The sequence below is a fragment of the Gordonia polyisoprenivorans genome (genome assembly GCF_017654315.1).
Classification (GTDB): Bacteria; Actinomycetota; Actinomycetes; order Mycobacteriales; family Mycobacteriaceae; genus Gordonia; species Gordonia polyisoprenivorans_A.
This window is the reverse complement of the sequence record NZ_CP072203.1, coordinates 5715321-5739122: the sequence shown is the minus strand read 5'-3', so window position 1 is coordinate 5739122 and position 23802 is coordinate 5715321. Positions and strand designations below refer to the sequence as shown.

Sequence of the window (23802 nt, the reverse complement as noted above, 5' to 3'; positions counted from 1 at the left end):
CCGGCTCACTTCTGGGGTGGGCTGGTCCGGGGTGGGACGAACGGGGAGTTGATGGTCTGCAGGTACTGGATTCCCGCGACGACGAGGGTGCCGCCACCGCCGACGATCGTGCCCGCGACACCGCCGAGACCCGCTGCGGGGACGACGGCCACCAGGCAGCCGATGACCGCGGCGGCCAGTCCGATCGCGCAACCGATGACGCCGCCGACGATCGCGCCGATGATGGTGCCGATCAGCGTCCCGACCGTGGTGCCTGCGCCGAGGATTTGCATGAATTGCGCCAATGCCTGATTGTCGCGTTCTTGTCGGGTCGTGGGGGCGTCGACGAGTTGCTTTCCGGCGGCGGCGCGAACGGGTTCCACCAATTGTGGATCGATTGATCGTGAATCGGCCACGCGGCGTGACGGAGTGAGTGTCACCGAATTGCCGGAGATCTGCGCCGCAATCGGGTACTCCCGGTCCTCGAGGCGGTAGCTCAATGGCATTTGGAAAACCTCCGAACCGGCATTGTCGACGATTGCCAGGGTGTTCTGGCCGCGATGGAATGTGCCGTGCTGCAACGTCAGGGTCAGCGAGGTGCTGGTACTCGACAGCGTGTAGCCCACGGGGGTCGATGGGGCTGCATTGGCCGGAGTTCCGCGCGAAATCAACACCAGTGCAAGAGAAATGGCGACCATCAGGATGATCCCGCGGTGCCGAGATCTGCCGCCGGGGCTCCTGCGGTCGGTGGGTGACGGCGATGAGGTGTGCATGGGGTATCCATTCGGCGGGTCGGTCCGATCCGGGCGACGAGGAATGCCGAGGTGGCACCCGTGGACGTCATCGTCCGGGCGGAAGTATGAAATCCGGACGATGCCGAGGCGAGTCCGGGTTTTCGGTGCACAGGGTTTTCTTACTGCTGTGAAGATTGTTCAACTTGAATGCGTCAGAAGTCCAAAAAAACGCGTGAGTTGTGACCGCTGTGGCGTCGCGTTATCGAGTTGTGATGTTTTGTCATCGAATGACGGACAAAATGCACGCCCGCACCATTCTTCATCGGCGTTGGACGGCGCTCACCGACGTCGGATCCACTCCGGCTGCCGGGCATGACAAGCTAGAGGCCGTGGCGAACGAGATCGAACACCATTACGGCGACGACATCGAAGCGGTGCTGATCACCGAGGAACAGATCAAACAGCGCACCGCCGAGCTGGCCGAGTCGGTGGCTTCGCGCTACGCCGACATCGAGGACGATCTCGTCCTCATCGGTGTGCTCAAGGGCGCGATCATGTTCATGACCGACTTCGCGCGGGCGTTGCCCATCCCGTCGCAGATGGAGTTCATGGCGGTGTCGAGCTATGGGTCGGCGACCTCGTCGTCGGGTGTGGTCCGCATTCTCAAGGACCTCGACCGCGACATCGCCGGTCGGGACGTCCTGATCGTCGAGGACATCATCGACTCCGGCCTCACCTTGTCGTGGCTGATGAAGAGTCTGGCGACCCGCTCGCCGAAGTCGTTGGAGGTGTGCACGCTGCTCCGCAAGCCCGAGGCGGTTCGCTCGCCGGTTGACGTCGCCGAGGTCGGCTTCGACATCCCCAACGAATTCGTCGTCGGGTACGGCCTCGACTACGCCGAGCGTTATCGCGACCTGCCGTTCATCGGTCGGCTGCGCCCGAGCGTCTACCAAGGCTGAGCGATCCCCTAGCGGCGACGGGTAACGGTTGCCCATGGTGGCGGCCCGGCGAGGAGCGCAGCGACAAAGCCCCCCCCACAACGTGCGTGCGCCGCGCCGCGATGAGGAGGAGCCGGCGAGGAGCGCAGCGACAATGCCGGAGACGACGAAGAGCGGTGCCGAGGGGCGCACGCACCCGCGACGCCGGAGGCGGCGCCAAGAACAGCGTGCGCCGCGCCGCGATGAGGAGGAGCCGGCGAGGAGCGCAGCGACAATGCCGGAGACGACGAAGAGTGGTGCCGAGAGGCGCACGCACCTGCGACGCCGGAGGCGGCGCCAACAAACCGGGAACGGTTTTACCTGCGCGATCGTTGACCGGTAGCCTTATCACAACGATCACGGTCGATGCTCGGCGTGCGTCTGCACGTTTTGTCCGCGTCAACTCGGCTTGTTGTGGTCACGAATCGATGGGAAGGACCAACGGGACCGGTCGGGTGTCACCACCGCCGACCAAACCCTCACTGGCATGAACCGCAAGACAGTCTTCCGCAATCTCGCCATCGTGGCGGTCATCGTGCTCGCCTTTTGGGGCTGGAGCGTGTGGCGCGACAATGATCGCGACTACACGGCCGTCGACACCTCGGTCGCGTTGACGCAGCTCAACACGAAGAACACCAAGTCGATTCAGATCGACGATCGTGAGCAGCAGCTGCGTATCGAGACCAATACGCCGGTCAAGGTCGGCGACGACGAGTCGACCAAGATCTCGACGAAGTATCCCTCTGCGGCGAGCGAGGAGATCTTCAACGATGTCAAGGCGACCGGTGCGCCGTATCAGACGAATGTCAACGAGCAGTCGGTGTTCTGGCAGATCATGATCTTCCTGCTGCCGATGTTGTTGCTGTTCGGTTTGTTCTTCTTCGTGATGAGCCGCATGCAGGGTGGTGGTCGCGGCGGCGTGATGGGCTTCGGTAAGTCGCGTGCCAAGCAGCTGACGAAGGACATGCCGAAGACCACGTTCTCCGATGTCGCCGGCGCGGATGAGGCCGTCGAGGAGCTCTACGAGATCAAGGACTTCCTGCAGAATCCGACGCGTTATCAGGCGCTCGGCGCGAAGATCCCGAAGGGCGTGTTGCTCTACGGCCCGCCGGGTACCGGTAAGACGTTGCTGGCGCGGGCGGTCGCCGGTGAGGCCGGGGTGCCGTTCTTCACGATCTCGGGTTCGGATTTCGTCGAGATGTTCGTCGGTGTCGGTGCCTCTCGTGTGCGCGATCTGTTCGAGCAGGCCAAGAACAACAGTCCGTGCATCATTTTCGTCGACGAGATCGATGCGGTCGGACGTCAGCGTGGTGCGGGTCTCGGCGGTGGTCACGACGAGCGCGAGCAGACGCTCAACCAGCTGCTCGTCGAGATGGATGGCTTCGGTGACCGGCAGGGCATCATCCTGATCGCGGCCACCAACCGTCCCGACATCCTCGATCCGGCGTTGCTGCGTCCGGGTCGGTTCGACCGGCAGATCCCGGTCGGCAATCCCGACATGGCGGGGCGTCGCGCGATCCTGCGTGTGCACGCCAAGGGCAAGCCGATCGATTCCGACGCCGATCTCGATGGTCTGGCGAAGCGGACCCCAGGTATGTCGGGTGCCGATCTGGCCAACGTCGTCAATGAGGCGGCGTTGCTGGCCGCACGCGAGAACAAGCACACGATCACCGCGGAGATGCTCGAGGAGGCCGTCGACCGTGTGATCGGTGGGCCGCGACGCAAGAGCCGCATCATCAGTGAGCACGAGAAGAAGGTCGTCGCCTATCACGAGGGTGGGCACACGCTGGCCGCGTGGGCGATGCCCGATCTCGACCCGATCTACAAGGTGACCATCTTGGCCCGTGGGCGTACCGGCGGTCATGCGCTGGCCGTTCCCGAGCAGGACAAGGACATCATGACCCGCTCGGAGATGATCGCCCGGCTGGTGATGGCGATGGGTGGTCGTGCCGCCGAGGAGTTGGTGTTCCACGAGCCGACGACGGGCGCGTCGTCCGACATCGATCAGGCGACGAAGATCGCGCGCGCGATGGTCACCGAGTACGGGATGAGCGCCAAGCTCGGTGCGGTCCGGTACGGCCAGGAGCAGGGCGACCCGTTCCTCGGTCGTTCGATGGGCAACCAGACCGATTATTCGGCCGGGGTGGCCGGCGAGATCGACGAGGAGGTGCGCCGGCTGATCGAGGCCGCGCACACCGAGGCGTGGGCCATCCTCTCGGAGTACCGCGACACCCTCGATGTGCTCGCCAGTGAGTTGCTGGAGAAGGAGACGCTGACCCGCAAGGATCTGGAGAAGATTTTCTCGCAGGTCGAGAAGCGGCCGCGGATCACCACTTTCAACGATTTCGGTGAGCGCACGCCGAGTGACAAGCCGCCGGTGAAGACGCCGGGTGAGCTTGCGATCGAGCGTGGTGAGCCCTGGCCGCCGCCGGAGCCGGTGAAGGTTCCCGAGCCGGTCGGTGCGGGCGGTCCTCCCGGAGGGCAGCCCGGTGCGCCGGCGTATCCGCCGCAGGCCGCGCCCGGATATCCGCATCCGGGGCAGTTCCCGCCGCAGCAGAATCCGTATCCGCCGCAGTCCTATCCGCCCCAGTCCTATCCACCGCAGTCGTATCCGCCCCCGTACCCGCCGCAGGGGCAGCCGCAGCCGGGTCATCAGGCCGGTACGTGGCCGGATTATGGCGCCCCGCGTGATTGGTCGGCGCCGGGTTGGCCGCCGCGCGAGCAGGGCCCCGGGGTCAACGGCGGCACCGAGCCCAATGGCGCAAACGGCTACGGGGGCAACGGGAATGGCTCGGGAACGAACGGGCATTCCGGGACGCCGGGCGAGACCGGCAAAGATGTGAACGGTACCGGCACCTGAGTCCGGTGACGACTCGAGGCGATCGAAGGGGACGGAAGTGACGACACTCGACCAGCGGGGTCCGGAATCGGCTGCGGAGCCGGTGCGGGAGTTCGATCAGGCTCGGGCCGAGGCCGCGGTGCGCGAATTGCTTCTCGCGATCGGCGAGGATCCTGATCGGGAAGGGTTGCGGCGCACCCCGACCCGTGTGGCGAACGCCTATCGGGAGATGTTTGCCGGGCTCTACACCGATCCGTCGGAGGTGCTCGCGACGACGTTCGACGAGGACCATGACGAGCTGGTGCTGGTCAAGGACATCCCGCTGTATTCGACGTGCGAGCATCACCTGGTGTCCTTTCACGGGGTGGCGCACGTCGGTTACATCCCGGGTGTCAGCGGTCAGGTCACCGGCCTGTCCAAGTTGGCGCGATTGGTCGACCTGTATGCCAAGCGTCCGCAGGTTCAGGAACGTCTCACCAGTCAGGTCGCCGATGCCCTTGTGCGACGGCTCAATCCGCGCGGTGTGATCGTCGTGATCGAGGCCGAGCACCTCTGCATGGCCATGCGCGGCATCCGTAAGCCGGGGGCGCGGACCACCACGTCGGCGGTTCGTGGCCTGTTCAAGACCAGTGCGGTCTCGCGGGGCGAAGCGCTCGACCTCATCACCCGGTGAGTTCCGCGCCGACCCAGGTGATGGGCATCATCAACGTCACCGCCGATTCGTTTTCCGACGGTGGCCGTTACCTGGATCTCGACGCCGCGCTCGCGCACGGGCAGCAACTGCTCGATGACGGTGCCGATCTCATCGATGTGGGCGGTGAGTCCACCCGGCCCGGCGCTGTTCGCGTCGATCCGGAGATCGAGACGGCACGGGTCGCGCCGGTGATCTCCGCGCTGACCGATCTCGGGGCGACGGTTTCGGTCGACACGATGCGCGCCTCGGTCGCCGCGGCTGCGATCGAGGCCGGTGCGCGCATCGTCAACGACGTCTCCGGTGGCCGTGCCGACGCCGACATGGCCCGTGTGATGGCTGATGCCGGACTGCCGTGGATTCTCATGCACTGGCGTCCGGCCGGGGACGATTCCGACGCCGGACGTCGCTTCACCCACCGGGTCGATGACGTGGGTGGCTATCACGATGTGGTCGCCGAGGTCAGCCGCGAATTGCTCGGTCAGGTCGATGCCGCCGTCAGTGCGGGCGTCGATCCGGACCGCATCATCCTCGACCCGGGTCTGGGGTTCGCCAAGACCGCCGATCACAATTGGGCGCTGCTGCACGCGTTGCCGACGTTCGTCGGTCTGGGCTTCCCGATCCTCATCGGCGCCTCCCGTAAACGATTTCTGGGCACGTTGTTGGCTGTCGGCGGCGCCGACCGTCCACCTGCCGGTCGGGATGTCGCGACCGCAGCGGTGTCGACCCTGGCCGCCGCCGGTGGGGCGTGGGGGGTGCGGGTCCACGATGTCGCGGCGAGCCGTGATGCCGTGCTCGTGGCCGCGGCCTGGCGAGCAGGTCAATGCGGGCGGGTACACGCCCACGTACAGGCAGGGGAGCGCTGATGGCCGATCGGATCGAGCTGAAGGGCCTGCGGGTCCGTGGCAATCACGGTGTCTTCGAGCATGAACGCGTCGACGGTCAGCTCTTCATCGTCGATGCCACATTGTGGGCCGACCTGCGTGCCGCGGCGGCCAGTGACGACCTCGCCGACACCGTCGATTACGGTGCTCTGGCTCATCAGATCCACTCGATCGTCGCAGGCCCGGCGCGGAATCTGATCGAGACGGTCGGCGCCGAGATCGCCGATGTGGTGATGGACGATGAGCGAATCCTGGCCTGCGAGATCGTCGTTCACAAGCCGTCGGCGCCGATCCCGTTGGCCTTCGACGACGTCGCCGTGGTCACCCGTCGGTCACGGAAGTCGGTCAAGTGACCGTTCTTCGGACCCCGTTACCGGCAGGCCACAGCCGTGCGGTGCTGTCCGCGGGGTCCAACGTCGGTGATCCGATGGCCACATTGCGGATGGTGCCCGATGGGTTCGCCGCGGCCGGCCCCGATATCCGCGTCGTCGCCGTGTCCGACGTGTACGCCACCGCACCGTGGGGCGGGGTCGAGCAGGACGATTTCTGCAACATCACCGTGGTGGTGGAGGGCAAGCGCGAGCCGCACGACTGGCTGCGGATCGGCGCCGGGTTGGAGCAGCTGGCGCACCGCACCCGCGAGGTGCGATGGGGGCCCCGCACCCTCGACGTCGACGTCATCACCGTCGAGACCGTCGACGGGACCGTCCGCTCCGACGACCCCGACCTCACGCTGCCGCATCCGCGAGCTCATCAGCGGGCGTTCGTGCTGCTGCCGTGGCTGCAGATCGACTCCGACGCCGAACTCCTCACCGAGACCGGTTCCCGGCGGGTCGACGAGTTGTCGGCTGCGCTGCCCGCCGACGAGCGTGACGGGGTCCGCCGGATCGGGCCGCTGGCGAGAAGCGAAGTGCGATGAGCGAGCCCTCTGCCCCCAAGAAGGACGACGACGAGCATCAGGGGATGGGTCCGACCAAGCCCCTCGATCTGGCCCTCGTGGCCGTCATCGTCGGCGTCACCGCGTGGATTCTGGTGCGCTACAACTACTCCAGCGTCCCCCCGATCCCGGCGTTGGCCGGCATCGTGCTCTATGTCCTCGCCGTCATCGAGGCGGTCACCGGGTTCATCGTGCGCGCGCGTGTCGAGGGCAAGCAGGTCGGCCGGGCCCGAGGGCAGTTGCACCCGCTGACCGCGGCGCGGGTGGTCGCGCTGGCCAAGGCGTCGGCGATTCTCGGGGCGATCGCCACCGGGTTGTGGGGCGGGATGCTCGTCTTCCTGCTGAATCAGACCGGCGTGACGGCAGCCGAGCATGACACGCCGGCCGCGGTCGTCGGACTCGTCGGGGGTGTGCTGCTCACGGTCGCCGCGCTGTGGCTCGAATACTGTTGTCGTGCGCCCGACGACCCCGACGACAATTCCGTCAACGGCAGCGGTCACACGCGACCGGGCCCGGCCTGACAGTCCTCGGCGGCACCGGCGTGCGCGACGGGTGACGGTCACGCCGCCATAGCGCATCGACGATTCGTGACTCTCCGCCGGGCTTGTACACCCAAAGACAGGTCAACGGGTAAGTTGCACAGATATGACGACCTCCACCGGCCGCTCCTCGGACACCCGGCGCGCCGGCCGCTCGGTCGGCCAGTGGTTGCTGGGGCTGCTGATCGTGCTGGCCCTGGCGGCCAGCATTCTGATGATCTTCACCGACAATCTGTCGATCTCGGGCAGCCTCGCGGTCATCGCGGCACTGTGGGCCGCGGTCATCGGGGCGATCCTGGTGACCCGATTCCGCAAGCAGGCCGAGACCGCCGAGGCCAAGAGCCGTGATCTGAGGCTCGTGTACGAACTCCAGCTCGAACGGGAGATCGCTGCGCGTCGTCAGTACGAACTGGACGTGGAGACCACCATCCGCAAGGAGGTCGCCGCCGAATCCGGTGCCGAACTCGCCTCCCTCAAGGAGCAGGTGATTTCGCTGCGCGCCAGCCTCGAACGGCTGCTCGGCGAGGCACTTCCCGATGACCAGGTCGCGCTGCCCAACGAGAAACTGCGCGAACTCGCTTCCGGCCTCGGTGGCGGCGGGCTCGACCCCAACCAGTACGCGGCACCGTACGGGAATTCCGGACGCGGTGACTCGGCCTTCGGCGGACATGGTGGCGCCTACGGCTCGCAGGGGTATGTGCCGGACCAGTACCGTCCGGAAGGCTTCGGCGCCGCGGACTTTCACGCCCGCGACGACGGTGTCGTCGCCGCACGCGACTTCGCCGAGACCGTTCCGGCCGCCGACGACGGCCGTCACGTGGAGCGCACTGCCGACCCCAACGAGATGACCGAGGTCATCCCCATCGTCACCGACGACCCGCTGTCGGGGCGGTTCGGCACATCGACGGCCGACCGCGGACAGGAGTCCGCGACGTCGGCGACCCCGGAGCAGTCCGGTCCGGAGCGGTCCGGTCCCGATCAGCCGGGTCCCGAGCAGTCCGGTCAGGAGGCTGTCGCAGAGCCCGCGGCGTTCGTCGACGAGACCCCGACCGACGAATGGGATCGGCCCGCCGAGGTGTCCACGCCCGCGGGGGCTGCCGAGGCTCCCGGTAACCGGGCTGCCGATGCGTCCGGCCCGATTCCCGCGTGGTCGCCCGGTCGGCACGAAACCGCCGGCACGGCAACCACATTCGGTGGCGGAGGGCGCCGACGACGCGCCGAGGAGCAGCCGGAGCCGGTGGCCGTCGAGGATCCCGCCGACGACGCGGACAGCGCGCATTCCAACGGACTTCCGGTGTCGGAACTGCTCAAGCAGCTCCGCGACACCGACGCCGCGGGCGGCGGGCGTCGCCGTCGTCGCGACTGATCGCGTTCTCCGCAACACCGCGCCTGTTGTTCGACTCCGCGCGGTGAGCCCCGTCACACGAGATGGATCCGGGCTGTCGAGAACGCCTACCCTGACTCTGCAACGTCCGGTACCCGGCCGTCGCGGCACCCCACACCCGCTGTGGACGCCGCCCGGCAGCCCTCGGGACTGGAACGACCCGGAGGACAGTGGTGACCTCGTCGAACGATGACGCCCGTGCGGCGTCTGCCGACCCACCCGGGTCGAGAGGATCCGGGCACGCCCACCACAGCGCCGCGATACCCGGGATCAGCAACCTCCCCACCCCCGCCCGACTGACCGTCGGCATCGTCTCCGCCGGTCGTGTCGGCACCGCCCTCGGAGAAGCGCTCGAACGGGCCGGGCACGTGGTCGGTGCGGTCGTCGCACGCTCACCGCAGTCGCGCCGCCGGGTCGAGCAGCGGCTGCCGGAGTCGGCGATCCTCGACCTCGCCGACGTGGTGTCCCGGTCCGAACTCCTCCTCATCTCGGTGCCCGATGCCGTCCTGCCGTCGGTGATCGCCGACATCGCCGCCACCGGAGCGTTGCGTCCGCGCACCCTGGTGGCCCACACCGCGGGGGCGCACGGCGTCGGCATCCTCGCCCCGCTGACCGCGCTCGGTGCAACCGGACTCGCGATCCACCCGGCGATGACCTTCGTCGGCACGGCCGACGACACCTCGCGGCTGACGCGGGCGTGCTTCGGGATCACCGCGGGCGACGAGGTCGGTGACGCGATCGCCGCGGCCCTCGTCATCGAGATGGGCGGTGAGCCGGTGCGGGTGGCCGAGACCGACCGCACCCTCTATCACGCGGCGCTCGCCCACGGTGCCAACCATCTGGTCGCACTCATCAGCGATGCGGTGACCGCTCTCAACCACGCGATCGCCGGTCCCGCGGGCACCGGGCAGTCGACTGCGACCGTCGACGGGAACCCGGTGCGCCTGGCCGAACGCATCCTCGGGCCGCTGGTGACCGCGTCACTGCACAATGTGCTCGACCTCGGTGCGTCGGCGTTGACCGGCCCGGTCGCGCGCGGGGACGCCGCCGCCGTCGACGCACACCTCGCGGCCCTGCGGGCACTGCCCGGTGCCGATGCCGCCGGTGCAGTTACCGACGGTGCAGTTACCGACGGTGCAGTTACCGAAGACGATTCGATCGCGGAGGCCTACCGCGTACTGGCCCGCCGTGCCGCCCACCAGTCGGATGCGCCGCAGGCGGTTTTCGATGCCCTGAGGCCCAGATGAATACGGAGCAGCGATGAGTGCCCATGTGATCGCCGACGAGGCGAACCTCTTCACCCCCGGAACCCTGACGGTGCACCGCGATCCGGCGGCGCTGCACCGGGTGAGCGCGGCACTGCGCAGCACCGGACGCCGTGTCGCCCTGGTGCCGACGATGGGTGCCCTGCACGCCGGGCACCTCGAGCTGGTCCGCACGGCCAAGGAACGCGGCAACACCGTCGTGATCGTGTCGATCTTCGTCAATCCGCTGCAGTTCGGCGCCGGCGAGGACCTCGACGCCTACCCGCGGACCTTCGACGCCGACCTCGAGCTCCTGGCGCCGCTGGGGGTGGAACTGGTCTTCGCCCCCACCGAGGCGGCGATGTATCCCGATGGCCGGCGCACTATGATCCATCCCGGACCTGCCGGTGACATCCTCGACGGCGCCTCGCGCCCAGGGCATTTCGCCGGAATGCTCACCGTTGTCAACAAACTTCTGCACATCGCGTCGCCGCACGCGGCGTACTTCGGGGAGAAGGACTACCAACAACTGGTGCTCATCACCCAGATGGTCGCCGACCTGAACATGGACGTCGAGATCGTCGGCGTGCCCACCGTCCGCGAGGCCGACGGCCTCGCGATGAGTTCCCGCAACCGCTACCTCTCCGCCGAGCAGCGGGAACTCGCCACCACCCTGTCGGCCGCGCTGACCGCGGGCTCGCACGCCGCACCCAAGGGCGCCGACGCCATTCTGGCTGTGGCACAGGAGGTTTTGTCTTCGGTGCCCGACATCGAACTCGACTATCTCGCCCTGCGGGGCCGTTCGTTGGAAGAACCGCCGGACAAGGGACACGGGCGGTTGCTGGTCGCGGCCCGCCTCGGCGCGGCGCGGTTGATCGACAACGTCGGCGTCGCTATCGGACTGAGCCTCGAAGAACGCGAGGCCAGGTCTGAATGACCAGTCGACAAGCGTTCTGACACACGAGATCCCGTCTCTGACACCCCTGCCCACGACTCCGGAGGAACCGCACATGCTGCGCACCATGATGACCTCGAAGATCCACCGCGCCACCGTGACCCAAGCCGACCTGCACTACGTCGGATCGGTGACCATCGACGCCGACCTGCTCGAGGCCGCCGACCTGCTCGAGGGTGAGCAGGTCACGATCGTCGACATCACCAACGGGGCCCGCCTCGAGACCTACGCGATTGCCGGTGAACGCGGTACCGGGGTCATCGGGATCAACGGGGCCGCAGCACATCTCGTCCATCCAGGCGACCTGGTGATCATCATCGCCTACGGCATCCTCGACGAGCGGGAGGTCGCCGAGTACGCACCGCACGTCGTCTTCGTCGACGAGCACAACCGGGTTCTCGAGCAGGGCACCGACCCGGCCCGCGCGCCCGAGGGATCGGGATTGCGTGATCCCCGGCATGCCGACGACCTCGCCGCCACGCATGCGTGACGTCGGCCACCTTCTGACGGTCGGCACCCGCTGATGCTGCTCACCGTCGAGATCGGCAACACGAATACCCATCTCGGTGTGTTCGCCGGCACGGGCGCTCATGCGCGGTTGGTCCGTGACTGGCGTCTGCACACCGAACCCGCACGCACCGCAGACGAATTGGCGTTGCTGATCCAGGGGCTCCTCGGCTCCGACATCGAGCAGGTCACCAGCGTCGCGGCCTTGTCGACGGTTCCGTCGCTGCTGCGCGAGGTGCGGGTGATGGTCGGCCGGTACTTCGACAACCCGCACAACGTCATCCTGGAACCCGGTGTGCGCACCGGGGTTCCGCTGCTGGTCGACAATCCCAAAGAGGTGGGGACCGACCGCGTCGCGAATTGCCTTGCGGCCTATCACACCTACGGCGGGCCGACTATCGTGGTGGCGTGCGGGACGGCGACCGTGGTCGACGCGGTGTCGGTCAAGGGCGAGTTCCTCGGCGGCGCCATCGCACCAGGCGTCGACCTCGGTGTCGAGGCGCTCAGCGAACACACCGTCACCGTGCGCAAGGTGGAGTTGATGCCGCCGCGCAGCGTCCTGGGCAAGAACACGGTCGAGGCCCTGCAGTCGGGCATCCTGTTCGGATTCGCCGGTCAGATCGACGGCCTGGTGAACCGCATCCGCAGCACGGTCGCCGGTTTCGACGGCGACGACGTCACCGTCGTGGCGACCGGTTATCTGGCCCCCCTGATGTTCGACGAGTGCTCGACGCTGACCACCCACCACACCCATCTGACCCTCGAGGGCCTGCGCCTGGTGCACGAACGCACCAAGGCGGCCGTGCGACGCAAATAGCGCCGACGGCGCCCGCCACAGCGCCGACAGCGCCCGCCACAGCGCCGACGGCGCCCGTCACTGCGCCGACAGCGCCCATCACCCCGTCGACAGCGCCCGCCACAGCGCCGACAGCGCCCATCACCCCGTCGACAGCGCCCGCCACAGCGCCGACAGCGCCTACGCGAGGCAAGCAGATCGACTTTTGCTCGCCCGGTGCACAAAACCCCGCTGACCCTGGACCGCCGGCGTTCACTGTGGCAAACTGTCCGACGTGATCAAGAGCTGTCAGGAGTGTTGTCAGGGCTGAGTCCGCATCTGCGGCCGCCCTCCTTCGCGCTCCCCGCTCACTTTTCGATCACTCGAGGTTTTCTCACCATGACCGCATCGGTCCAGGTTCTCGCACCCGTCTCTGCCCCCGCACCCAACGGTCCGCTGTCGCTGCAGGTCAGCCACTATGCCGAGGCTGTCGCATTGGGAGCTGTTCCCGTCGACATCCGCAGCCACCGCAAGCGTCAGGCCGACGGGGCATTGATCGGGGCACTCGCACTCGACGCCGCCGAGGCACTCGATCTGCTCACCCCCGGATCGCCGACGGCACTGTGCTCGGCCACCCACGACGCCCGCTGGATTCTCGTCTCCGACGACGGCCACGAAGCCGAATGGCTGAGCTGGCATCTGCAGGCGCGCGGGGTGAGCGGAGCGGTCTTCGTGGTCGGCGGTCACCGCGGCCTGCGACGGGCCGGGATCAACGGCCGGATCAGCCAGGCCGAGCTCGACATCTTCTCCGTGCACTGACAGCGGGGCACTGACAGCGGGGCCCTGATGGCGGGCGCACCGAACGGGCAGCTCGCCGAACTTGGTGGACGCCACCGCCACCGAATACGCTCACGGACGTGAGTGACGCGCCCGACGAGACGATTGCCGACGAGCAGACCCCCGAGCAACTGCGCATCCGGCGGGAGAAGCGGGAACGGATTCTCGACGAGGGCCGTGAGGCCTACCCGGTGGCGATCCCGCGCACGCATGCACTTTCGGAGATCCGTGCACAATTCCCCGACCTGGAGGCCGGCACCGAGACCGGTGAGGTGGTCGGCGTCGCCGGCCGCGTCATCTTCCTTCGCAACAAGGGCAAGCTCTGCTTCGCCACGCTGCAGGAGGGCGACGGCACCCAACTGCAGGCGATGATCTCCTTCAACGGCGTCGGCGAGGAGTCGCTCGGGCGCTGGAAGGCCGAGGTCGACCTCGGCGACATCGTCTTCGTCCACGGTCAGGTGATCAGCTCCCGCACCGGGGAGCTGTCGGTGATGGCCGACGCCTGGGAGATGGCGTCGAAGTCGTTGCGTCCCTTGCCCGTCGCGCACAAGGAGATGAACGAGGAGACCCGGGTGCGGCAGCGCTACGTGGACCTCATCATGCGGCCGGAGGCGCGCTCGATCGCTCGCACCAGGATCTCGGTGATGGCCGAACTGCGTGCAGCCCTGGGCAAGCGCGGATTCCTCGAGGTCGAGACGCCGATGCTGCAAACCCTGCACGGTGGCGCCGCGGCCCGGCCGTTCGTCACCCATTCCAACGCCTTCGACATCGACCTCTACCTGCGGATCGCGCCGGAACTGTTCCTCAAGCGCTGCATCGTCGGCGGTATCGAGCGCGTTTTCGAGATCAACCGCAACTTCCGCAACGAGGGCGCCGACTCCACGCATTCGCCGGAGTTCGCGATGCTCGAGACCTATCAGGCCTACGGCACCTACGACGACGCCGCGGTCATGACTCGTGAACTGGTCCAAGAGGTTTCGCAGGGCGCCTTGGGAACGCTGACGCCGACGATGGCCGACGGCGAGCTCTACGACCTCTCCGGCGAGTGGACGTCGTTGCAGATGTATCCCTCACTGTCGGAGGCGCTCGGGCAAGAGATCGTGCCCGACGGTGGCGCCGATCACCCCGGGTCCACCGTTGACGAGCTGCTGGACATCGCGGCAAAGGTCGGTCTGGAGATCCCGAAGGGCAAGGGCTACGGGCACGGCAAACTCGTCGAGGAGTTGTGGGAGCACATGGTCGGCGAGAAGCTCTCGCAGCCGGTGTTCATCCGCGATTTCCCGGTCGAGACCTCGCCACTGGTCCGTGCGCACCGCAGCGTTCCCGGCGTCGTCGAGAAGTGGGACCTCTACGTCCGCGGATTCGAGCTGGCCACCGGCTATTCCGAGCTCGTCGACCCGGTCATCCAGCGTGCGCGCTTCGTCGACCAGGCACGTCTGGCCGCCGCCGGCGATGACGAGGCCATGCGCCTCGACGAGGAGTTCCTCACCGCCATGGAGTACGGCATGCCACCGACCGCGGGCACCGGCATGGGCATCGACCGGCTCCTGATGGCGCTGACGGGTCTCGGCATCCGTGAGACGATCCTGTTCCCGCTGGTCAAGCCGATCAGCTGAGAAGTAGGGGAAGAGTGTTCTTCCCCTATTCTTTCGTTCGTCCCCGGGAGATTTCCTGCGGACGAACGGAATTCTTCAGGAAGAACGACGGGTCGGCGTGCGCGTCGACGTGGGTCCACTCCTCCGGCGGTTCGAGTGTCGCGGTCTGCCGCCTCGCCACTTCCTCGTCGGCGTCGGAGGCGTCGGGTCCTCGATCGACGATGCGGGAGATGCGTTCGGCCTCATCGAGTTCCAGCCACCATCCGGTGAAGTCGACGCCGGTCTCGGTGGCCACCGCGGCGATCGCCCGCTGCTGGGCGGCACTGCCGAAGACGGCGTCGGCGACGACGCTCATGCCGCCTGCGAGATCCGTTGTGGCCAGCCGGTTCAGCTCGTCGTAGACCGCCGCCCGGGCCTGCGGTGTGTAGGCCGAGTGCGGGAGCTTTTCGGTCTCGCCGACACCGGCGAGCCGCTTGCGCAGGACGTCGGTGCGCAGGATTCGTACACCCGGCGCGGGCTCGAGATCGCCACCGATCGCGCGGGCGACGGTGGTCTTCCCGGTGCCCGACCCACCGCCGATCGCCATCAGCCGCGGCGCGACCGGCTCGGTGAACCCCAGGGCGAGCGACAGGTAGCGCGTGGCGTCGTCGACGGCGTCCGCGGCCGCGCTGACGTGCGCACGGACCGTCGCCCGCACGGCGAGCATGATCGGCAGCAGACAGAATCCGTCCTCGTCGTCGGGGGAGCGGTCCAGGTACTGGTTCACGACGACGTTCGCCTCATGTCGTAGGTCCCGCGCCCACAGATCCATCAGCAGAAACGCAAGGTCGTAGAGGACGTCGGTGGTCGCCATCTCCTCGTCGAACTCGAGGCAATCGAAAGGGACGGGACGGTCATCGATGATCGCGATGTTGCCCAGGTGTAGGTCACCGTGGACACGTCGCACCCGCCCTTGGCGGGCCCGGGCGTCGAGAATCGAGGAGCGCTCGGCGATCATCGCGGTGATCCGGCTCGTCAGACGCTGCGCCGCAGCGGGATCGATGACGTCGGGGAACGCCGACATGCTCGCCAGGTTCCCGTCGACGACCTCCTGCAACCGGGCCGTACCGTGCGGATCGTCACGGATCGGTGAGGTCGCATGGAGGTCGACGACGCTCTCGGCGAGGGTTCGCAGAAAGGCGTCGTCGAGGTTGCCGGGCGCGGCCCGGTGGACCAGAAGTGCGTCGTCGTCGAAGCGCGTCATCTCGAGGACCCAGTCGACGGTCTCGCCGGGTCCGTCGAGCGTCACCGACCCGTCATCGGCACGTCGGATCGCATGCACCGCCCGATAGACCTCCGGCGCGAACCGGCGATTGAGCGTCAGCTCCTGCTGCAGGACGTCGTGGCGCAGTTCAGGGGTGGAGAAGTCGAAGAACCGCAGGCGCACAGGGCGTTTCATCTTCCACGCGCGGGTGCCGTTGAGGAAGACGACGGCGCCGTGGGTGACGATCCGATCGGTGGGCAGGTCGGGGTCGAGAGCGCCTGCCGCGGTGAGGAGCTCGGTCGTGGGGTCGGGGTTGGTCGACACAGTCCCATCCGACCACAGTCGCTCGGATCGTGCCGAGCGGGCCCTCGCGCGGTTCTTCCCCTACTGTTCGGTTCTTCCCCTGGAAATCTCCAGGGGAAGAACTGAAAGCTAGGGGAAGAACCCTCACCCCAACTCGCGCTTCAGGATCTTCCCGGCCGCATTCCGTGGGAAGGCGTCGAGGAACACCACCGACCGCGGTACCTTGAAGTTCGCCAGATGTTCACGGGCGTAGGCGATCACACGGTCGTCGTCGAGGTCGGCGTCGTCGCGGACGGTGAGATAGGCCCGGCCCACCTCGCCCAGTCGGTCGTCGGGGACGCCGATCACCGCGGATTCGGTGACACCGTCGAGGCGGGCCAGGGTCTGTTCGACCTCGGCCGGATAGACGTTGAAGCCGCCGCAGATGTACATGTCCTTGAGGCGGTCGGTGATCCGCAGGTTTCCGCGCTCGTCGATGGTGCCGATGTCACCGGTGTGCAGCCAGCCGTCGGCGTCGATCGCCTCGGCCGTCGCCTGGGGGTTGTCGAGGTAGCCGCGCATGACCATCTTTCCGCGCGCGAGTACCTCACCCTGCTCTGACACCGCTATCTCCATGCCCTCGAAAGCGCGCCCGCAGGTGGTTGCGACGGTCTCGTCATCGTCGTCGGGGGTGCAGGTGGAGACGAACCCGCTGGCCTCGGTCAGCCCGTAGGCGGTGATGACGGTGTTGACGCCGAGGTCACGCTGGATGCGTTCGACGAGGACCACCGGAACTATCGCGGCGCCGGTGACCACCAGCCGAAGTGACGAGAGATCGAGGCTCTCGCGGGCGGGGTCGTCGAGGATGGTCTGGAAGATCGTCGGCGCTCCCGGGAAGACGGTGATCCGTTGCGCAGCAACCTGCTTCATCGCCTCCGCGGGCGAGTACACGGCTTGCGGGAACATCGCCGACCCGAACAGCACGCATGGCAGGATGCCGGCCTTGTAGCCGAAGGTGTGGAAGTACGGGTTCACCATGAGGTAGCGGTCGTCGGGGGACAAGCGGCCGTTGGCGCCCCACGCGTGTGAACCCGCGATGGTCTGCTGATGTTCGGCCAGTACGCCTTTGGAGATGCCGGTGGTTCCCGAGGTGAACAGGATGTCGGAGAGGTCATCGGGTGCGACGGCGTCGGCGCGCGCCCGGGCCTGCGCGCGGGTCTCGTCGGTGGCGAGGTCGAGGAAATCGTCCCAGTCGAGTGCGCCGTCCGGCGCGGCGTCCTTGTCCGACAAGCCAATCCGGACCACGAGAGCGGGCATGGCGTCGCGATGGGTGGTCATGAGTTCGGCGGCGTGATCGGCTCCGAGGAACTCGCCGGAGACGACGACGGCACGCACCCCTGCCCGCGCGATCACGTCGACGGCCTCGCCGGCGGTGTAGCGGGTGTTGAGTGGCACGAGTACCGCACCGGCGTAGTGGATGCCGAGCGCCGCGACCGGCCAGTGATGACTGTTGGGTGACCAGACCGCGACCCGATCCCCGTGCTCCACGCCCGACGCGATCAGGGCGGCGGCCGTATCGACGACCCGATCGTGCAATTCCGACCACGAGTACTCGACCGGACTGCTCCACTGGGTATCGACGAGGGCGAGACGATCCGGCCACTCGCGGGCCGCCCGACGCAGCGCGGACGGGGTCGTCGAGACGCTCTCCATGCTCCCCAACCTAGCACTTGCTTGGTGGGTTATGCTAGCGACCATGACCTCGATCGATCTCGCCGACAGATCCCTGGATCTCGGCGAATGGGCAGCTCGGACGCCCGACGCCGACGCGGAGTTCGCCGCGGCGGTCCGGGGGTGGCTCGAGGCGAACCTCGTCGGGAGCTTCGCCTCGTTGCGTGGTCGGGGTGGTCCCGGCAGTGAGCATGAGTTCTTCACCGAGCGCCTCGAGTGGGATCGTTACCTCGCGCGCGCCGGATGGACCTGTCTGGGCTGGCCGACGCGCTACGGCGGGCGCGGTGCCACGCTGGCCCAGCGCATCATCTTCCACGAGGAGTACGCGCGCGCCGACGCGCCCGCCCGGGTGAACCATCTCGGCGAAGAGCTTCTCGGGCCGACGCTCATCGAATTCGGGACCGAGGAGCAGAAACAGCGATTCCTGCCCGGCATCGTCGACGTGACCGAACTCTGGGCGCAGGGCTACTCCGAGCCGGGTGCCGGCTCGGATCTTGCCGGCGTGGCGACCACGGCGAGTCCGGCCGACGGACGGTGGCAGATCAACGGACAGAAGATCTGGACGTCCTTGGCGCACGTTGCGCAATGGGCGTTCGTGCTGTGTCGCACCGAGCCCGGCTCGACGCGGCACAAGGGGCTGAGCTTTCTGCTCGTCCCCCTCGACCAAGAGGGAATCACCGTCCGGCCCATCCAACAACTCACCGGCACATCGGAATTCAACGAGGTGTTCTTCGACGACGCGGTCACCGATGCCGACAACATCGTCGGCGAACCCGGCGACGGCTGGAAGGTCGCCATGGGGCTGCTGCAATTCGAGCGCGGCGTCTCCACGCTCGGCCAGCAGGTCGGTTTCGCGCGCGAGCTCGACGCCGTCACCGATGTCGCGCGCGGCAACGGTGCCCTCGACAACCCCGAGATCGCCACCCGCATCGCGCGCGCCGGTATCGGCCTGCGGGTGATGCGAGCCCATGCGCGGGCGGTGCTCGACGGTGTCTCCGGTGCCGACTCGGTCGGAAAACTCTTGTGGTCCAACTGGCATCGCGATCTCGGTGAGCTGGGAATGGCCGTGCGCGGAGCGTCGGCGTTGATCGGACCCACCACGACAGCCGAGGGTGCGACCAACGACCTCACCGATCCCGAACACGTCGAACTCGACGAATGGCAACGGCTGTACCTGTTCACCCGCGCCGACACGATCTATGGCGGCTCGAATGAGGTGCAGCGCAACATCATCGCCGAGCGCGTGCTCGGTCTACCGCGAGAGGCCCGTGCATGACCACCCCGGACACCGAGAACCGTCGTTCACCGTTGGCCGACCCGCCGGTGGAGACGCCCGGACACGGACTCCTGTTGGGCCGCAAGGTCGTGGTCACCGCGGCCGCGGGGACCGGCATCGGATTCGCCACCGCCCGAAGGGCACTGCTCGAAGGCGCCGACGTCCTCCTCAGCGACTGGCACGAACGCCGGCTCGGCGAGGCCGCCCAGAAACTGTCCGAAGAGTTCGGCGACCGGACGGTCGCGCAGGTGACCTGCGACGTCTCCGACACCGCGCAGGTGGACGCGTTGATCACCCATGCCGCAGATGAACTCGGCCGCATCGACGTCCTGGTCAACAACGCCGGGCTCGGCGGCGAGACGCCGGTCGCCGATATGACCGACGAACAGTGGGACCGCGTCGTCGACATCACCCTCAACGGCACCTTCCGCGCCACTCGTGCTGCCCTGCGCTACTTCCGGGCCGTCGAACACGGCGGCGTCATCGTCAACAACGCCTCGGTACTGGGCTGGCGTGCCCAACGCGGACAAGCCCACTACGCCGCCGCCAAGGCCGGTGTGATGGCACTGACCCGTTGTGCCGCAGTCGAAGCCGCCGACTACGGGGTGCGCATCAATGCGGTCGCGCCGTCGATCGCCAAGCATCCCTTCCTGGCGAAGGTCACCAGCGACGAACTGCTCGACGAGCTCGCCGCGCACGAAGCCTACGGGCGTGCCGCGGAGGTCTGGGAGGTCGCGGCCACCATCGCGATGCTCGCCAGCGACTACACCACCTATCTCACCGGCGAGGTCGTCTCGATCTCCAGCCAGCGAGCCTGAACCCCGATCACTTACCAGGAGAACCGATGTCACCCCAGGCCTACATCGTCGACGCCGTCCGCACGCCGGTCGGCAAGCGCAACGGCTCGTTGGCCAAGACCCATCCCGCCGACCTCGGCGCCCACGTCATCACCGCGATCCTCGAACGCACCGGCATCGATCCCATGATCGTCGACGACGTCGTCTTCGGATGCGTCGACGCCATCGGGCCGCAGGCGGGCAACATCGCCCGCACCGCGTGGCTCGCCGCCGGTGGGCCGCTCGCCATCCCGGGCACCACCGTCGACCGGCAGTGCGGATCCTCGCAGCAGGCCATCCATTTCGCCGCGCAGGGCGTGATGAGCGGTACCCAGGACGTGGTGCTCGCCGGCGGCGTGCAGAACATGAGCGCCATCCCGATCAGTCAAGCCATGATCGCCGGCCAGGAGTTCGGATTCACCACGCCGACAGCCGAATCCGTCGGCTGGCGGGAACGCTTCGGTGACGCCGAGATCTCACAGTTTGCCGGCGCCGATGCGATGGCGGAGCGCTGGGACATCAGCCGCGAGGACATGGAGGCGTGGGCGCTGCAGTCACATCAGCGTGCGCGAGCGGCCATCGCCGCGGGTCATTTCGACAACGAGCTCGCGCCGCTCGGTGACTGCGTCGTCGACGAATGTCCGCGCGAGACGTCGCTGGAGAAGATGGCCGGACTCGCGCCGTTGGCGCAGGGCTCGCGCCTGACCGCCGCCGTCGCCTCGCAGATCTCCGACGGCGCGTCGGCCGCGCTCGTGGTGTCCGAGAAGGCGTTGGCCGACTACGGGCTGACCCCGCGGGCCCGCATCCATCACCTCTCGGTGCGCGGCGACGACCCGGTGATGATGTTGTCCGCACCGATCCCAGCGACCGCATACGCACTGGAGAAGACCGGCCTGTCCATCGACGACATCGACGTCATCGAGATCAACGAGGCCTTCGCCTCGGTGGTGCTTGCCTGGCTCAAGGAGACCGGCGCCGACCCGGCGAAGGTCAACCCCAACGGCGGTGCCATCGCCCTCGGCCATCCGCTCGGTGCGACCGGTGCCAAGCTCTTCGCCACGCTGCTGAACGAACTCGAACGCACCGGCGGCCGGTACGGGCTGCAGACGATGTGCGAGGGCGGCGGCACGGCCAACGTGACCATCATCGAGCGGCTGGGCTGACCCGCCAGTTCGCCGACAGCGCCCGCCATGGCGAGCGCTGTCGGCGCAAACTCGAGCGCCGTGGGCGAAAAATCGAGCGCTGTCGGCGATGTGAGGAGCGCTGTCGCGAGGGATCTGGGAACACGTGTAGCCACATCACTGTGACGTGACGCATACTATGGAGGAACGAGCGAGCGAAAACGTCTCAGCGACGGTCGCGAGACGCCGCTCGACCTTGGGAGGGTGGCGAATGACCAAACCTGCTGACGTGACCAGCAAGATCGAGGGACGTGTCTCGTCCGAAGCGCATTCGATGACCGAACTGCTCGAGATCCAGCGTGCGGCCTTCCTGCGGGACGGCATCCCGGACGCGGCGACCCGCATCGACCGCATCACCCGGCTCTCGTCGCTGCTGCTCGATCACGGTGACGAGATCGCCGAGGCGCTGACCGTCGACTTCGGTTCGCGGCCAAGGGAACTGAGCATCGCCGCGGACGTCGCAGGCTGCATGATCGACCTGACCCACCAGCGCCGCGGGGTCAAGGAGTGGATGGCCGATTCGGTCTCGGCGCGGGTACAGGGAGCTCTCGGCTTCAAGCAGCGGGTGCGTCATGATCCGCTGGGCGTCGTCGGCATCATGGGCCCCTGGAACTTCCCGCTGCAGCTGACCTTCGTGCCCGCGGCGTCGGCGTTCGCGGCCGGTAACCGTGTGCTGATGCGGCCGTCGTCGATCACCGCGCGCACCACCGGCGTGATCGCCAAGTACGCCCCCGACTACTTCTCGATCGAGGAACTCGCGGTCATCACGCCCAAGCACGGGTCGGGATCGGATTTCGCGAAACTCAAGGTCGACCACATGTTCTTCACCGGCTCGCCCGAGGTCGGTTCCTCGGTGGCCCAGGAGGCCGCCAAGAACCTGGTGCCGGTCACCCTCGAGCTCGGCGGCAAGAACCCGGCCGTCGTCGACGTCTCCGCCGACATCGACAAGGCGGCGAAGATGCTGGCCGACGCCCGCATGGTCAATGGTGGTCAGGTCTGCCTGTGCCCCGACTACGTCTTCGTGCCGGAGGCCAAACTCGGTGAGTTCACCGACAAGGTGATGGCCCGCTGGACCGCCAACTTCGCGACGATCTACGACAACCCCGAGTACACCTCGACGATCAACCAGAAGAACTACGAGCGGATCGTCGGGCTGATCGACGACGCGGTCTCGCTCGGCGCCGAGAAGCGACAGGTCGTCCCCGGTGGCGAACCGTTGCCGTCGGCCGAGCGTCGCAAGATCCCGCCGACCCTGCTCACCGGGGTCAAGTCGGGGATGAAGATCACCGAGGACGAGGTCTTCGGTCCGGTGCTGACGGTGTACCCGTACCGGGATCTCACCGAGGCGATCAGCTACATCGCCGGCCACCCGCACCCGCTGACGATGTACTGGTGCGGCGACGACAACGACAACTTCGCGCGGCTGGCCGACAACACCCGCAGCGGGTCGATCAACGGAAACGATTTCGCGCTGCACATGTTCGGTGCCGAGCTGCCGTTCGGTGGCATCGGGCGCAGCGGGATGGGCAGTTACCACGGCAAGACCGGTTTCGAGACCTTCAGTCATGCACGCGCCGTGGCCTTCTCGACGATGCCGTTCACCGTGGCCGAGATGATGTCGCCGCCGTTCACCAACCGCGACAAGAAGATGGCCAACGGCCAGCTGAAGCTGTGGACCAAGCTCAACGCGCGGGCGCAGAAGAAGGTGCGCAAGCGCTGAAACCTCTCACGGGAGCCACCCTCGTACCCAAGCGCTTGCTAGGGTACGGGGGTGGCGCCACGTAACGGAACTTCCCGACGCGACGAACTGCTGACGACGGCGAGTCGGATGTTCGCGGAGCAGGGTCTGCGGTCGACGACGGTGCGCGACATCGCCGATGCCGCAGGTATTCTCTCGGGGAGTCTCTATCACCATTTCGATTCCAAGGAGTCGATGGTCGACGAGATCCTGCGCGGCTTCCTCGATGGTTTGTTCGCCCGCTATCAGCAGATCGCCGACGCCGATCTGTCGGCCGCCGAGACGTTGCGGCAGTTGGTGATTGCCTCATTCGAGTCCATCGACGCCGATCACCATGCGGTGGCCATCTATCAGGACGAGGCCAAACGGCTTGCGCCGCAAGACCGTTTCTCCTATATCGGTGACCGCAACGAGGAGTTTCGCGGTCTGTGGCATTCGGTGCTGACGCGTGGGGTGGCCGATGGCGAGTTCCGTGCTGATCTCGACGTCGAACTCGTTTATCGCTTCTTGCGTGACACGGTGTGGGTGGCGGTGCGCTGGTATCGGCCGGGTGGATCGATGAGCGTGGAGCAGATCGCCGACCAATACTTGTCCGTGGTCCTCGACGGGATACTCCCGCGCTGAGGCTCCCTCTCAAC

22 protein-coding genes are annotated in these 23802 nt (G+C 67.3%); 19 read left to right on the top strand and 3 right to left on the bottom strand.

Annotation, left to right across the window (positions count from 1 at the left end; genetic code table 11):
* Window positions 1-5: 5 nt before the first annotated feature.
* Window positions 6-752: a glycine zipper family protein gene (locus tag J6U32_RS25760; protein ID WP_208792749.1), complete on the bottom strand. Its 747-nt coding sequence runs from the start codon at window positions 750-752 to the stop codon at window positions 6-8.
* Between the two features lie 350 nt (window positions 753-1102).
* Between J6U32_RS25760 and hpt the strand changes: the two genes are divergently transcribed.
* From hpt to lysS, 14 genes are all read left to right on the top strand, one after another.
* Window positions 1103-1672 carry a hypoxanthine phosphoribosyltransferase gene (hpt, locus tag J6U32_RS25755; RefSeq protein ID WP_208792748.1) on the top strand — a complete coding sequence of 190 codons (570 nt, stop codon included), beginning with the start codon at window positions 1103-1105 and terminating at the stop codon, window positions 1670-1672.
* 505 nt (window positions 1673-2177) lie between these two features.
* Entirely contained in the window at window positions 2178-4550 is a 2373-nt protein-coding gene (gene ftsH, locus J6U32_RS25750) for an ATP-dependent zinc metalloprotease FtsH (RefSeq protein WP_208792747.1), read from the top strand.
* Between the two features lie 37 nt (window positions 4551-4587).
* Window positions 4588-5202 (top strand): GTP cyclohydrolase I FolE, encoded by a 615-nt coding sequence (gene folE, locus J6U32_RS25745; RefSeq protein ID WP_208792746.1) that lies wholly within the window; start codon window positions 4588-4590, stop codon window positions 5200-5202.
* Window positions 5203-5222: 20 nt separating this feature from the next.
* Window positions 5223-6086, top strand: coding sequence for a dihydropteroate synthase (gene folP / locus J6U32_RS25740; RefSeq protein ID WP_208796336.1), 864 nt, complete (start codon window positions 5223-5225; stop codon window positions 6084-6086).
* The gene (gene folB, locus J6U32_RS25735; RefSeq protein ID WP_208792745.1) at window positions 6086-6457 is read left to right on the top strand and encodes a dihydroneopterin aldolase; all 372 of its coding nucleotides are present in this window, start codon (window positions 6086-6088) and stop codon (window positions 6455-6457) included. The genes folP and folB overlap by 1 nt, the downstream gene beginning before the upstream one ends.
* 74 nt (window positions 6458-6531) lie before the next feature.
* Window positions 6532-7023 (top strand): 2-amino-4-hydroxy-6-hydroxymethyldihydropteridine diphosphokinase, encoded by a 492-nt coding sequence (gene folK / locus J6U32_RS25730; protein WP_208796335.1) that lies wholly within the window; start codon window positions 6532-6534, stop codon window positions 7021-7023.
* On the top strand, window positions 7020-7562 hold the full coding sequence (locus tag J6U32_RS25725) for a DUF3180 domain-containing protein (protein ID WP_208792744.1): 543 nt from the start codon (window positions 7020-7022) through the stop codon (window positions 7560-7562). Before folK ends, J6U32_RS25725 begins: the two co-directional genes overlap by 4 nt.
* A 124-nt stretch (window positions 7563-7686) precedes the next feature.
* Window positions 7687-8946: a DUF6779 domain-containing protein gene (locus J6U32_RS25720; protein ID WP_208792743.1), complete on the top strand. Its 1260-nt coding sequence runs from the start codon at window positions 7687-7689 to the stop codon at window positions 8944-8946.
* Between the two features lie 191 nt (window positions 8947-9137).
* The gene (locus J6U32_RS25715; protein WP_208792742.1) at window positions 9138-10211 is read left to right on the top strand and encodes a Rossmann-like and DUF2520 domain-containing protein; all 1074 of its coding nucleotides are present in this window, start codon (window positions 9138-9140) and stop codon (window positions 10209-10211) included.
* A gap of 13 nt (window positions 10212-10224) precedes the next feature.
* Window positions 10225-11145 (top strand): pantoate--beta-alanine ligase, encoded by a 921-nt coding sequence (gene panC, locus J6U32_RS25710; RefSeq protein ID WP_208792741.1) that lies wholly within the window; start codon window positions 10225-10227, stop codon window positions 11143-11145.
* 73 nt (window positions 11146-11218) lie between these two features.
* A complete protein-coding gene (gene panD / locus J6U32_RS25705; protein WP_208792740.1) occupies window positions 11219-11653 on the top strand; it encodes an aspartate 1-decarboxylase in 435 nt (144 codons plus the stop codon).
* 33 nt (window positions 11654-11686) lie between these two features.
* Window positions 11687-12487, top strand: coding sequence for a type III pantothenate kinase (locus J6U32_RS25700; RefSeq protein ID WP_208792739.1), 801 nt, complete (start codon window positions 11687-11689; stop codon window positions 12485-12487).
* Between the two features lie 357 nt (window positions 12488-12844).
* Window positions 12845-13264, top strand: coding sequence for a rhodanese-like domain-containing protein (locus J6U32_RS25695; protein ID WP_208792738.1), 420 nt, complete (start codon window positions 12845-12847; stop codon window positions 13262-13264).
* Window positions 13265-13362: 98 nt separating this feature from the next.
* Window positions 13363-14898 carry a lysine--tRNA ligase gene (gene lysS / locus J6U32_RS25690; protein WP_208792737.1) on the top strand — a complete coding sequence of 512 codons (1536 nt, stop codon included), beginning with the start codon at window positions 13363-13365 and terminating at the stop codon, window positions 14896-14898.
* Between the two features lie 25 nt (window positions 14899-14923).
* On the opposite strand, the gene J6U32_RS25685 is transcribed toward lysS, so the two are convergent.
* A complete protein-coding gene (locus J6U32_RS25685) occupies window positions 14924-16444 on the bottom strand; it encodes an AAA family ATPase (protein WP_208792736.1) in 1521 nt (506 codons plus the stop codon).
* Window positions 16445-16567: 123 nt separating this feature from the next.
* A complete protein-coding gene (locus J6U32_RS25680; protein ID WP_208792735.1) occupies window positions 16568-18115 on the bottom strand; it encodes a FadD3 family acyl-CoA ligase in 1548 nt (515 codons plus the stop codon).
* Between the two features lie 43 nt (window positions 18116-18158).
* On the opposite strand from J6U32_RS25680, the gene J6U32_RS25675 reads away from it, so the two are divergent.
* The 5 genes from J6U32_RS25675 (at window position 18159) to J6U32_RS25655 (ending at window position 23788) form a co-directional block, all read left to right on the top strand.
* Window positions 18159-19409 (top strand): acyl-CoA dehydrogenase family protein, encoded by a 1251-nt coding sequence (locus J6U32_RS25675; protein ID WP_208792734.1) that lies wholly within the window; start codon window positions 18159-18161, stop codon window positions 19407-19409.
* The gene (locus tag J6U32_RS25670; protein ID WP_208792733.1) at window positions 19406-20227 is read left to right on the top strand and encodes an SDR family oxidoreductase; all 822 of its coding nucleotides are present in this window, start codon (window positions 19406-19408) and stop codon (window positions 20225-20227) included. Before J6U32_RS25675 ends, J6U32_RS25670 begins: the two co-directional genes overlap by 4 nt.
* 26 nt (window positions 20228-20253) lie before the next feature.
* Entirely contained in the window at window positions 20254-21408 is a 1155-nt protein-coding gene (locus J6U32_RS25665) for an acetyl-CoA C-acetyltransferase (RefSeq protein WP_208792732.1), read from the top strand.
* Between the two features lie 229 nt (window positions 21409-21637).
* Window positions 21638-23146: an aldehyde dehydrogenase family protein gene (locus J6U32_RS25660; protein ID WP_208792731.1), complete on the top strand. Its 1509-nt coding sequence runs from the start codon at window positions 21638-21640 to the stop codon at window positions 23144-23146.
* A 108-nt stretch (window positions 23147-23254) separates the two neighbouring features.
* Window positions 23255-23788 (top strand): TetR/AcrR family transcriptional regulator, encoded by a 534-nt coding sequence (locus J6U32_RS25655; protein WP_244333038.1) that lies wholly within the window; start codon window positions 23255-23257, stop codon window positions 23786-23788.
* Window positions 23789-23802 lie beyond the last annotated feature (14 nt).

What these genes read in the sequence shown, in the direction of transcription:
- J6U32_RS25760 (WP_208792749.1), bottom strand. Translation starts at nt 752, where the DNA reads ATGCACACCTCATCGCCGTCACCCACCGACCGCAGGAGCCCCGGCGGC.
- ftsH (WP_208792747.1), top strand. Translation starts at nt 2,178, where the DNA reads ATGAACCGCAAGACAGTCTTCCGCAATCTCGCCATCGTGGCGGTCATC.
- folP (WP_208796336.1), top strand. Translation starts at nt 5,223, where the DNA reads ATGGGCATCATCAACGTCACCGCCGATTCGTTTTCCGACGGTGGCCGT.
- folB (WP_208792745.1), top strand. Translation starts at nt 6,086, where the DNA reads ATGGCCGATCGGATCGAGCTGAAGGGCCTGCGGGTCCGTGGCAATCAC.
- folK (WP_208796335.1), top strand. Translation starts at nt 6,532, where the DNA reads ATGGCCACATTGCGGATGGTGCCCGATGGGTTCGCCGCGGCCGGCCCC.
- J6U32_RS25725 (WP_208792744.1), top strand. Translation starts at nt 7,020, where the DNA reads ATGAGCGAGCCCTCTGCCCCCAAGAAGGACGACGACGAGCATCAGGGG.
- J6U32_RS25720 (WP_208792743.1), top strand. Translation starts at nt 7,687, where the DNA reads ATGACGACCTCCACCGGCCGCTCCTCGGACACCCGGCGCGCCGGCCGC.
- panC (WP_208792741.1), top strand. Translation starts at nt 10,225, where the DNA reads ATGAGTGCCCATGTGATCGCCGACGAGGCGAACCTCTTCACCCCCGGA.
- panD (WP_208792740.1), top strand. Translation starts at nt 11,219, where the DNA reads ATGCTGCGCACCATGATGACCTCGAAGATCCACCGCGCCACCGTGACC.
- J6U32_RS25700 (WP_208792739.1), top strand. Translation starts at nt 11,687, where the DNA reads ATGCTGCTCACCGTCGAGATCGGCAACACGAATACCCATCTCGGTGTG.
- J6U32_RS25695 (WP_208792738.1), top strand. Translation starts at nt 12,845, where the DNA reads ATGACCGCATCGGTCCAGGTTCTCGCACCCGTCTCTGCCCCCGCACCC.
- J6U32_RS25680 (WP_208792735.1), bottom strand. Translation starts at nt 18,115, where the DNA reads ATGGAGAGCGTCTCGACGACCCCGTCCGCGCTGCGTCGGGCGGCCCGC.
- J6U32_RS25675 (WP_208792734.1), top strand. Translation starts at nt 18,159, where the DNA reads ATGACCTCGATCGATCTCGCCGACAGATCCCTGGATCTCGGCGAATGG.
- J6U32_RS25670 (WP_208792733.1), top strand. Translation starts at nt 19,406, where the DNA reads ATGACCACCCCGGACACCGAGAACCGTCGTTCACCGTTGGCCGACCCG.
- J6U32_RS25665 (WP_208792732.1), top strand. Translation starts at nt 20,254, where the DNA reads ATGTCACCCCAGGCCTACATCGTCGACGCCGTCCGCACGCCGGTCGGC.
- J6U32_RS25660 (WP_208792731.1), top strand. Translation starts at nt 21,638, where the DNA reads ATGACCAAACCTGCTGACGTGACCAGCAAGATCGAGGGACGTGTCTCG.
- J6U32_RS25655 (WP_244333038.1), top strand. Translation starts at nt 23,255, where the DNA reads ATGTTCGCGGAGCAGGGTCTGCGGTCGACGACGGTGCGCGACATCGCC.